Annotated in this window: 9 protein-coding genes and 1 pseudogene; 7 read left to right on the top strand and 3 right to left on the bottom strand. The window is 73.1% G+C overall.

All coding sequences use genetic code 11. The features are described 5' to 3' along the window. The 4 genes from DY240_RS31730 to DY240_RS07535 form a co-directional block, all read left to right on the top strand. Window positions 1-640, top strand: a 640-nt coding sequence (locus tag DY240_RS31730) for a hypothetical protein (protein WP_119659335.1), incomplete at its 5' end; no start/stop codon positions are given. Window positions 641-647: 7 nt separating this feature from the next. Beyond that, a complete protein-coding gene (gene murJ, locus DY240_RS07545; protein ID WP_119659334.1) occupies window positions 648-2228 on the top strand; it encodes a murein biosynthesis integral membrane protein MurJ in 1581 nt (526 codons plus the stop codon). Window positions 2229-2304: 76 nt separating this feature from the next. Beyond that, on the top strand, window positions 2305-3396 hold the full coding sequence (locus DY240_RS07540) for a glycosyltransferase family 4 protein (protein ID WP_199701027.1): 1092 nt from the start codon (window positions 2305-2307) through the stop codon (window positions 3394-3396). Window positions 3397-3690: 294 nt separating this feature from the next. Further along, window positions 3691-5340 (top strand): CTP synthase, encoded by a 1650-nt coding sequence (locus DY240_RS07535; RefSeq protein WP_119659333.1) that lies wholly within the window; start codon window positions 3691-3693, stop codon window positions 5338-5340. Here DY240_RS07535 and DY240_RS07530 read toward each other — a convergent pair. Next, a complete protein-coding gene (locus DY240_RS07530; protein WP_119659332.1) occupies window positions 5337-5882 on the bottom strand; it encodes a TetR/AcrR family transcriptional regulator in 546 nt (181 codons plus the stop codon). The genes DY240_RS07535 and DY240_RS07530 overlap by 4 nt on opposite strands. Window positions 5883-5955: 73 nt before the next feature. On the opposite strand from DY240_RS07530, the gene DY240_RS07525 reads away from it, so the two are divergent. Further along, window positions 5956-7536, top strand: a complete 1581-nt coding sequence (locus tag DY240_RS07525) for an MFS transporter (protein WP_233552643.1) — start codon at window positions 5956-5958, stop codon at window positions 7534-7536. Between the two features lie 14 nt (window positions 7537-7550). Beyond that, entirely contained in the window at window positions 7551-8213 is a 663-nt protein-coding gene (rpe, locus tag DY240_RS07520; protein ID WP_119659330.1) for a ribulose-phosphate 3-epimerase, read from the top strand. Between the two features lie 191 nt (window positions 8214-8404). Here rpe and DY240_RS07515 read toward each other — a convergent pair whose 3' ends face one another. Together DY240_RS07515 and DY240_RS07510 are read right to left on the bottom strand one after the other, a co-directional pair. Continuing rightward, entirely contained in the window at window positions 8405-8704 is a 300-nt protein-coding gene (locus DY240_RS07515) for a hypothetical protein (protein WP_119659329.1), read from the bottom strand. Between the two features lie 81 nt (window positions 8705-8785). Then, window positions 8786-9274 (bottom strand): annotated as a pseudogene (locus DY240_RS07510) (sensor histidine kinase); the annotation flags it as partial. Between the two features lie 210 nt (window positions 9275-9484). On the opposite strand from DY240_RS07510, the gene DY240_RS07505 reads away from it, so the two are divergent. Further along, window positions 9485-10105: a Uma2 family endonuclease gene (locus DY240_RS07505; protein WP_158602770.1), complete on the top strand. Its 621-nt coding sequence runs from the start codon at window positions 9485-9487 to the stop codon at window positions 10103-10105. Window positions 10106-10393 lie beyond the last annotated feature (288 nt).

Here is a 10393-nt window from a genome sequence, read left to right as displayed (position 1 = left end):
CGCCGCGGGCATCGCCGTCGCGCCCGGGCTGCCGGCGCGGGCCCGCACCGCCGGGGTGACGGCCGCCGTCGCCGTCGGCGCCGTGGGTCTCTACGACGACCTGTTCGGCACGACGGCCAGCAAGGGGCTGCGCGGCCACCTCAGTGCGCTGCAGGCCGGCGAGGTGACCAGCGGCGTGGTGAAGATCGGCGTCATCGGCGCGGCCGGGGTCGTCGGCGGGGCACTGGTCAGCGAGAACGTCGTCGACGCCGCCATCGGGGGCGCCGCGGTCGCCGGGCACGCGAACCTGCTCAACCTGCTCGACCTGCGGCCCGGGCGGGCCAACAAGACCGTGCTGCTGCACGCGCCGGCCGTCCTGGGCGGTCCCGCGGCGCCGGTCGGGGCCGCCGCCGTCGGGGCCGCGCTCGCCATGCTCCCTGACGACCTCGGCGAGCGGACCATGCTCGGCGACGCCGGCGCCAACACGCTGGGGGCGCTGCTCGGGCTGGCCCTGGTGGCTCGCGAGGGCCGGGCCGCGCGGCTGGCGCACCTGGCCGTCGTCACCGGACTGACGCTGGCCAGCGAGAAGGTCAGCTTCACCAAGGTCATCGAGCGCACCCCGGTGCTGCGCGAGCTCGACGGCCTCGGCCGCCAGCGCTGACGAGCCGGTGAGCGGGCGCCGGGTCGCCGCGGGTGCGGCCGCCGGGATCGCCGGGGGCGCGGCGCTGATCGCCGTGGTCAGCGTGCTGGCCCGGGTCGTCGGCTTCGGCCGGCAGCTGGTCTTCCAGTCCCAGGTCGGCGAGACCCTGCTCGGCAGCGTCTACGCGACCGCCAACGCCATCCCGAACGTCGTCTTCGAGATCGTCGCCGGCGGCGCATTGGCCGGCGCCGTCGTCCCGCTGCTGGCCGCCGCGGCCGGGCGGGGCGACCACGAGCACGTCCGGCGGACGGTGTCCGCGCTGCTCGGCTGGACCCTGGTGCTGCTGGTGCCGGTCGCGCTGCTCGGCGTGCTCGTCGCCGGGCCGCTCATGGAGCTGATGCTCGGCGGCGCCGGCGGGTCCGAGGGCGTCGACGCCGGGCGCGCGATGCTGCTGCTGTTCCTGCCGCAGATCCCGCTGTACGGCATCGCCGTCGTGACCGCCGGGACGCTGCAGGCGCACCGGCGGTTCCTGGCCGCGGCGCTCGCGCCGGTCGTGTCGAGCGTGGTCGTCGCCGCCGCGTACCTGGCGTTCGGCGCGGTGTTCACCGGCGACGCGAACGACCTGTCGACGCTGGACCGGCGCGACGAGCTGGTGCTGGCCGGCGGGACGACGCTCGGCGTGCTCGCGCTGGCGCTGGCCACGCTGCTGCCGATGCTGCTGCGGGTGACCGGGCTGCGGCCCACGTTGCGGTTCCCCGACGGCGTGCGGCGGCGGGCGGTGCTGCTGGCCGGCGCCGGCCTGGTGACGCTGGTCGCGCAGCAACTGGCCTACCTGACGTCGTACCTGATGTCGAACGAGCACGGCGGCACCGGCGGCGCGGTGACGTACCTGAACAGCTGGATGGTGTTCCTGCTGCCGTACGCCGTGCTGGCCGTCCCGATCGCCACGGCGGCGTTCCCGCGGCTGTCCGAGCACGCCGAGACCTCGCGGACGTCGTACGCGGAGGTCCTGGCGCGATCGACGCGCGCGGTCGTGCTGGTGTCGCTGCTGGGCGCGGCGGTGCTGACGGCGGTGGCCTGGCCGGTGGCCCGGTTCTTCGCCGCGATCGGCGCCGGCGACGCGCCACCGGAGCGCATGGCGTGGGCGCTGGTCGCGTTCGCGCCGGGGCTGGTCGGCTACGGGCTGGTCGCGCATCTGGGCCGGGCGCTGTACGCCCGCGGGCGCGGCAAGACGTCGGCGGCGGCGACGGCCGGCGGCTGGGTGGTGGTCATCGCGCTGGCGTTCGCGCTGACGTCGTCGGTGGGGGAGGACGGGACGACGGCGGCGCTCGGCGTGGCGCACACGGCCGGGCTCAGCGTGGGCGGCGTGCTGCTGCTGGCCGGCGTCGTGCGCGACTCCGGTGGCGTGGCGGTGGCCGGGGTGGCGCGGACCTTTCTGATCGGCGCGGTGGCCGCCGGCGTCGGCGGGGCGGCCGGCTGGGCGGTGGCGTCGGCGTTCGGCCCCGGGTCGACGGCGTCGCTGGTGCTGGCCGGTGTTGCCGCTGCGGCAACGGTGACGGTGGTCGCGGGAGTCCTGGCCTGGCCGGTCGCCCGCGGTTTGCGCCCGTGATCATCAACCTTCTGTGCTGCCATGACGACCGAGAAGGTTGATGATCATGGGCACCGGACGACAGGGGAGTGGAGCGATGAGGCTGACGATCGTCGTCGGCATGACGGCGGGGGGCGTCGGCGCGCACGTGCGGTCGCTGGTCGAGCGGCTGGGCGGGCTCGGCATCGAGGTCGGCGTGGCCGGCCCGCCCGAGACCCAGGAACGGTTCGACTTCACCGGCGCCGGCGCCCGGTTCGCGCCGGTCCGCATCGGCAGCGCGCCGAACCCGCCGGCCGACCTCGCGGCCGTGCGGGGCCTGCAGCGGGCGTTCCGCGGCACCGACGTCGTGCACGCGCACGGGTTCCGGGCCGCCGCGCTGTCCGGGCTCGCGCTGGGCCGGCGCCGCGACGGACGCGTCCCTCTGCTGGCGACCTGGCACAACGCCGTCCTCGCGACGGGACCGAAGCGGATCCTGATCGGCGCGCTGGAACGGCTGGCGGCGCGCCGGGCCGACGTCACGCTGGGCGTCTCGTCCGACCTCGTCGCCCGCGCCCGCGAGCTCGGCGCGCCCGACGTCCGGCTGGCTCCCGTGGCGGCGCCGCGCGTCCAGCCCGCCAAGCGTGACGCCGACGCCGTCCGGGCCGAGCTCGGCGCCACCGGGCGGCCGCTGCTGCTGGCCGTCAACCGGCTGGCCGAGCAGAAGGGCCTCGACGTGCTGCTGGCGGCCGCGCAGCGGTGGAAGGAGCGCACCCCGTCGCCGCTGGTCGTGGTCGCCGGTGGCGGACCGCTGGAGGACGAACTGAACCGGGCGATCGCGGCCGGTGAGCTGCCCGTGCGGCTGCTCGGCCACCGGTCGGACGTCCCGGACCTGCTGGCCGCCGCGGACGTCTACGTGCTCACGTCGGTCTGGGAGGGCCGCCCACTGGTCATCCAGGAGGCGATGCAGGTGGGCCTGCCGGTGGTGACGACGGCGGCCGGCGGCGTCCCCGAGCTGGTGGGCGACGGCGCGCACGTCGTCCCCGTCGGTGACGCGAACGCCGTGGCCGACGCCGTCAGCGCGCTGCTCGACGACCCGGAGCGCCGCGCCGCGCTGGGCGAGCGCGGCCGGCGCCACGCCGCCACCTGGCCCGACGAAGACGACAACGCCCGGCTGGTCGCCGGCCTGTGCCGGGACCTCGCCGGGCGTTGACGCATGCTTGGTCCGCCCCCGCCAGCCGCGAGTCCGGCGGGGGCGGTGGCCACCACGGGGGAAAGTGGCCGAAGCCAAACGTACCGGATCAAGATCGGCAAGCCACCCCGATCGGGGAAAGATCTCATCACGTTCTGTGACGGCGAACACCGGCTGCGGCGAGTCGGCCCGGAGAGGTCCCGGAAACTGTTAGGCTGGAGGTCCGTGGAACAAAGGTTCAGCGCTTCGCCGCCGAGCCGCCAGCTGACGGATTGACCACGGGAGCCCCTCTTGGCCTTGCAGCCGACCACCCATGTGTTCGTGACCGGAGGAGTCGCCTCCTCCCTCGGTAAGGGGCTCACCGCCTCCTCGTTGGGGAGCCTGCTCACGGCCCGCGGCCTGCGGGTCACCATGCAGAAGCTCGACCCCTACCTCAACGTCGACCCCGGAACGATGAACCCGTTCCAGCACGGTGAGGTGTTCGTCACCGAGGACGGCGCCGAGACCGACCTCGACGTCGGCCACTACGAGCGGTTCCTCGACCGCGACCTCAACCGGTCGGCGAACGTCACCACCGGCCAGGTGTACTCCGACGTCATCGCCAAGGAGCGGCGCGGCGAGTACCTGGGCGACACCGTCCAGGTCATCCCGCACATCACCAACGAGATCAAGGACCGCATGATCGCCATCGGCGAGGGCGACGTCGACGTGGTGATCCACGAGATCGGCGGCACCGTCGGCGACATCGAGTCGCTGCCGTTCCTCGAGGCCGCGCGGCAGGTCCGCCACGACGTCGGCCGCGACCGCTGCTTCTTCCTGCACGTGTCGCTGGTGCCGTACCTCGCGCCGTCGGGCGAGCTGAAGACGAAGCCGACGCAGCACTCGGTCGCCGCGCTGCGCCAGGTCGGCATCACGCCCGACGCCATCGTGTGCCGCTCCGACCGGCCCATCCCGCCCGGCGTGAAGAAGAAGATCTCGCTGATGTGCGACGTCGACGCCGAGGCCGTCGTGGCCGCCGTCGACGCGCCGTCCATCTACGACATCCCGAAGGTGCTGCACGCCGAGGGCCTCGACGCCTACGTCGTCAAGCGGCTCGGGCTGTCCTTCCGCGACGTCGACTGGACGGCGTGGGACGAGCTGCTGCGCCGGGTGCACCACCCCCGCCACGACGTCACCGTCGCGCTGGTCGGCAAGTACGTCGACCTGCCCGACGCCTACCTGTCGGTCACCGAGGCGCTGCGTGCCGGCGGGTTCGCCAACGACGCCAAGGTGCACATCCGCTGGGTCCCGTCCGACGAGTGCGAGACGCCCGAGGGCGCGGCGGCCCGGCTGCACGACGTCGACGGCATCGTCATCCCGGGCGGGTTCGGCATCCGCGGCATCGAGGGCAAGATCGGCGCCATCCGGTACGCCCGCGAGCACCAGATCCCGACGCTGGGGCTGTGCCTGGGCCTGCAGTGCATGGTCATCGAGTACGCCCGGTCCGAGGCCGGCCTGGTGCAGGCCAGCTCCGCGGAGTTCGACCCCGACACGCCGGAGCCGGTCATCGCGACCATGGAGGACCAGAAGGGCATCGTCTCCGGCCAGGGCGACCTCGGCGGCACGATGCGGCTGGGCTCGTACCCGGCGGTGCTGGCGGAAGGTTCGGTCGTCCGGGAGCTGTACGGCGCCAACCGCGTCACCGAGCGGCACCGGCATCGCTACGAGGTGAACAACGAGCACCGCGACCGCCTCGTCAAGGCCGGGCTGGTGGTGTCGGGCACGTCGCCCGACGGCACGCTGGTCGAGTTCGTCGAGCTGCCGCGCGACGTCCACCCGTTCTTCGTCGCGACGCAGGCGCACCCGGAGCTGAAGTCGCGGCCGACCCGCCCGCATCCGCTGTTCGCGGGCCTGGTCGCGGCGGCCGTCAGCCGGCAGCAGGAGACGCAGCTGCCGGTCGACGTCGAGCCGGCGGTCGTCTCCTAGTCCGACGCCTTCGTCGCACCCGCCTCGCGGGTGAGGCGGTGCCGGACCTCGTCCAGCAGGGCGGGGTCCGGCATCGGCAGCCCCGCCAGCGCGCTGAGGTACAGCCCGTCGCCGACCAGCCGGACGATCTCCGCCGTCACGGGATCCTTCACGTGCTCGCGCAGGATCTCCGCCCAGCGCACGAAGCAGTAGATGACCAGTCCGCGGGCCTCCTCGCTGGCGACGTCGTTGGAGCGCAGCGCCGCCAGCAGCGACCAGTAGACGGGGCCGTCAGACGATGTCGGCACCGAGGTGCGCAGGAAGAAGTCGACGACGTCGTCGGAGGCCACCGCCTGCTCGAACTCCTCCTCGACGCCCTCGGCCAGCCGCCGGGCGAGGCCGGTGATCAGGGCTTCCTTGCTAGGGAAGTGGTAGAGCAGGCCGCCCTTGGAGACGCCGGCCTTCTCGGCGACGGACTCCAGGGTCACCGCGTGCAGGCCCGTCTCGACGAGGATGCGCTCGAGCGCGTCGAGGATGCGGTCGCGGGAAGAGGGGCGTGGCACGGGGAAGACACCTCGATTCTGACGGTGTTACTGTACCGTCTGGACGGTTTAGCTTACCTCGGAGGGGTGTGCGATGACGATGGGGGAGCGGGAGCGGGTGCTGGCGGGGCCGCGGGAAGAGGTTGACAACCGACCGCGAGGTCTGACGTCAGTCCCGAGGAAATGGGGCGCCCTCGTCGTCCTCCTGCTGCCGGTTCTCCTCATCTCCATCGACATGACGGTGCTGAGCTTCGCCGTCCCGCACCTGAGCGAGGACCTCGCGCCCACGGGCACCGAGCTGCTGTGGATCGTCGACGTGTACGGCTTCATGATCGCCGGGCTGCTCGTGACGGCCGGCACGCTGGGGGACCGGATCGGCCGGCGCAAGCTGCTGCTCACCGGTGCGACGGCGTTCGGTGTGGCGTCCGCGCTGGCGGCGTACTCGACGTCGCCGGAGATGCTGATCGCCGCGCGGGCGCTGCTCGGCGTGGCCGGGGCGACGCTGATGCCGTCGACGCTCTCGCTCATCCGCAACATCTTCCACGACGTGCGCCAGCGGACGCTGGCGATCGCGATCTGGGCGACGATGTTCTCCGCCGGCGCGGCACTCGGGCCCATCGTCGGCGGCTGGCTGCTCGAACACTTCTGGTGGGGCTCGGTGTTCCTGGTCGCGCTGCCGGTGCTGGCGCTGCTGCTGATCTTCGCGCCGCTCCTGGTGCCGGAGTCGAAGGACCCCTCGCCCGGCCCGTACGACCTGCCCAGCGCCGGGCTGTCGCTGGTGGCCATGCTGCTGGCGGTGTACGGGATCAAGGGACTGGCCGCCGACGGGCCATCGCTCGGATACGGCGCCGCCCTGGTGGCCGGTGTGCTGGTCGGTGTCGCGTTCGTCCGGCGGCAGCGGCGGCTGGAGACCCCGCTGCTGGACCTCGCGCTGTTCGCGCGGCCGGCGTTCCGCGCCTCGGTCGTGACGAACCTGCTCACGACGTTCGCGATGATCGGCGCGCTGTTCTTCATGACGCAGTACCTGCAGATCGTCCTGGGCATGCAGCCGCTGCGGTCCGGGCTGGTCCTGGTGCCCGGCCTGGCGCTGGCGATCCTCACCGGGCTGGTCGCGGTGCCGCTGATGCGCCGGCTGCCGATGCCGTGGCTGCTGTTCGGCTCGCTGCTCGTGGTGGCGGCCGGGTTCGCGCTGATGGTGCTGGCCGGGCGCGGACTGGGTGCCGAGCTGGTGATGGTGGCGTTCGTGCTGGTGGGTGGCGGCGTGGGGCTCGTGCAGACGATCACCAACAACGTCATCATGGCCACCGTCGACCCCGCCAAGGCCGGCGCCGCCGCGGCGGTGTCCGAGACGGCGTACGAGGTGGGCGGCGGCCTGGGCACGGCGGTGCTGGGCAGCCTGCTGACGGCGGTGTACGCTGCGTCGCTCGGCGCGGTGAGTGGGGTCGACGGCGCCGCGCTGGCGCACGCGCGCGAGACCCTGGGTGGCGCCGTGGACGTGGCCGGATCGCTTCCGCCGTCGGCGGCGTCGGCGCTGGTGGCCGCAGCCGAGGAGGCCTTCACCCGCGCCGTCGAGGTCACCAGCGTCGTCGGCGCGCTCATGGTGGTGGCCGCCGCCGTCCAGGCGCTGGTCGTCCTGCGACACCACCGGTCGGCGGTGGCCGCGGGCTCGCACTAGTAACGTGAGCGCTCGTGGGGATTCAGATCGCGCCGAGCATCCTGTCGTCCGACTTCGCCAACCTCGAGTCCGAGATCGCCCGCCTCGGCGACGCCGACCTCGTGCACGTCGACGTCATGGACAACCACTTCGTCCCCAACCTGACGCTCGGGCTGCCGGTCGTCGAGGCCATCCTGGCCCGTACCGACCGCCTGGTCGACTGCCACCTGATGATCGACGACCCCGACCGGTGGGCCCCCGGGTACGCCGAGGCCGGCGCCCACAACGTCACGTTCCACGCCGAGGCGGCCGCCGCGCCGGTGCGGCTGGCCCGCGAGCTGCGCCGGCACGGCGCCCGGGCCGGTGTCGGGCTGCGCCCCGCGACCCCCGTCGAGCCGTGGGCCGACCTCCTGCCCGAGATCGACATGCTGCTGGTCATGACGGTCGAGCCCGGGTTCGGCGGCCAGGCGTTCCTCGACGTGTGCCTGCCGAAGATCCGGCGTGCGCGCGAGCTGGTGTCGCGGTCCGGCCTGGACATCTGGATCCAGGTCGACGGCGGCGTGTCGGCCGAGACGATCGAGCGGTGCGCCGACGCCGGCGCCGACGTGTTCGTCGCCGGGTCGGCCGTCTACGGCGCCGAGGACGCCGCTGCCGCCGTCAGCGAGCTGCGCGACCTGGCCACGAAGGCCGCGCACTAGGCGTACCCCGCTATCACGTTGGTCGCAGGCGGCGGTTCGCCGCAGTCGAAGGCCGCGCTCCCAGGCCGCCCCACGTTGATCTTGGAGTCGTTCGGCAATCGGTGGGCGAAATGTCCGATAGATGGCCGAACAACTCCAAGATCAACATCAGTGGGGGCGGGATCCCTCGACCACCGCGAGGCGTCTACTGGTCAGACGGGATCGGTGAACGAGATCGGTTTGCCGGTGGCGCGGGCATAGGCGATCTCCCTGCTCGTGGACTCGCCGATGTACCCGCCGGGGTTGACGACCAGAACCCGGTCAGCCAGGTCGATCTTGCGAAGGTGGAGGGCGTCCAGCGCGGCCTTCTGCTCGGTGGTGATCGGCTCGTCTGCTTCGCCTGGCGCGACGACGATGACCCCTGCGAAGGTCAGGTCACGGTTCGCCGCACGCATCTCGTCCACGAACCGGGTCGAGCCGCAGATGCAGACGATCTCAGGTCGGTCGGGCACGGCGCAGTCCCCTTTGGTCGAACGGGAAACCGTCAGTGTGCACGTTGAGATCCCTGATGGGTACACCTTGCGCAACACGGCCTAGTCGTCCTCGCGGCGAGCCCGGTCGAGGAGCGGCAACGTCAGCCGGAACCGGGCGCCCTCGCCGAGCCGCGTCCGCAGCTCGACGTCGCCGCCGTGCGCGCGGGCCAGCGATCGGGCGATCGACAGCCCCAGCCCGGCGCTGGCTCCGCTGGACCGTTCGCGGGAGCGGTTGGCCCGGTAGAACCGGTCGAAGACGCGCCCGGCCTGCTCCGCCGTCATGCCCGGGCCCTCGTCGACGACGTCGAGCACGGCGCGGCCGTCGAGGGTGCCGACGCCGATGCGGACCGGGCTGCCCGGCGGGGTGTGCGCGACGGCGTTGCCGACGAGGTTCGCGACGACCTGCCGCAGCCGGTCCTCCGTCAGCTCCGTGAGCCGGGTGGCCTCGCGGTCGATCCGCAGCATGGCCGCGTCGACGTCGGCCCGCTCGGGCAATGCGCCCACGCGATAGAGCTCGGCCGAGCCCTTGATGCCGACCAGCGGCGTCCGACTCGGTGTTCCGTCAGCTCTGAAGACGTGGACCGGTTAGCCCTCGAATTTGCCCTGAGCCGCTGGTTGGGGCCGGGCAAACTTGCCCGGAAACGGGCAACCGCCGGGCCTGCGTTTCGCGGCGACAGCGGGCGTTCCACCTGCTTAGCGTGACGTGAATCGCGGATCGTCCGCGCACCGCCGCCGGGCGTCACCACCCCAGGAGTCCCCGTGAACGCTGCCCCACTGCCGCACCGCGACCTCGGGTCGCGCGGCTTCCGCACGTCCGATCTGCACGCCCTGGCCGACGGCGGGTCCCGCTTCGAGCTCATCGAGGGCTGCATCGTCCTGTCGCCCCCGCCGAGCGCTGCCGAGACCGCGGTCTGTCAGTGGCTGGCGAGCACGTTCGACGTGGCGAACCGGGGGAGTCCGCTCGTGGTCGATCGCGGACAGCCGGTGCGCATCGGTGACCACGACGAGGTACGGCCCGACATCGTCGTCGCGCACGTGTCGCTGGCCGAGACGACGCCCATCCCGGTCGAGGCGCTGTCGCTCGTCGTCGAGGTGGTGTCGCCGACGTCGGTGCTGCGCGACATCATGACCAAGCGCGCGCTGTATGCACGGGCCGGCGTCCCCGCGTACTGGACGGTGATCCCGCGGGCCGATCCACCCGGCCTCGTGGTCACCGAGCTACGCCGCGACGAGTCCACCGGTGTGTACGTGGAGCGGACCCCGCCCACCTCGGCGGCCTTCAGCACCGATCATCCGTGGCGCGTCACGGTCGACGTGCCGGCCTTCGCCGCCGACCGCGCTTCCTCGGCGTGGGCGGATGACCAGCGGGAGGCGACCTGAGAGCGTTTCGGCAAGAGACGCGGTCCGGCCGTGGCGCTCGGCACGGCGGCCAGGAGGTCATGTGGCCGGCCGGGAGGCATCCCAGCCGGCCACAGCGCTGCGGTCGGAGCCGGTGCTCGGCGACCGGGTCGTCCACGCGTTCGCGCTGTCACCGAGTTCATCCGGGAGCTGATCGTCGAGAACACCAGGGAAGGCCACATCCCCCCGCACGGCTCCGCGGCCGCGTCCGTGCCCGATCGAACGTAGCCAGCAGGCACCTGCTGCGCGATCGCTCACCGGGGCCCGTCT

Origin of the sequence: Jiangella rhizosphaerae, from assembly GCF_003579925.1 — a bacterium.
GTDB classification, from domain to species: domain Bacteria; phylum Actinomycetota; class Actinomycetes; order Jiangellales; family Jiangellaceae; genus Jiangella; species Jiangella rhizosphaerae.
Note: the sequence above shows the minus strand (reverse complement) of the source record. Positions and strands in the feature narration are given on the sequence as shown.

Coding starts and splice junctions, on each gene's coding strand:
- DY240_RS07540 (WP_199701027.1), top strand. CDS start 2,305: ATGAGGCTGACGATCGTCGTCGGCATGACGGCGGGGGGCGTCGGCGCG.
- DY240_RS07525 (WP_233552643.1), top strand. CDS start 5,956: ATGACGATGGGGGAGCGGGAGCGGGTGCTGGCGGGGCCGCGGGAAGAG.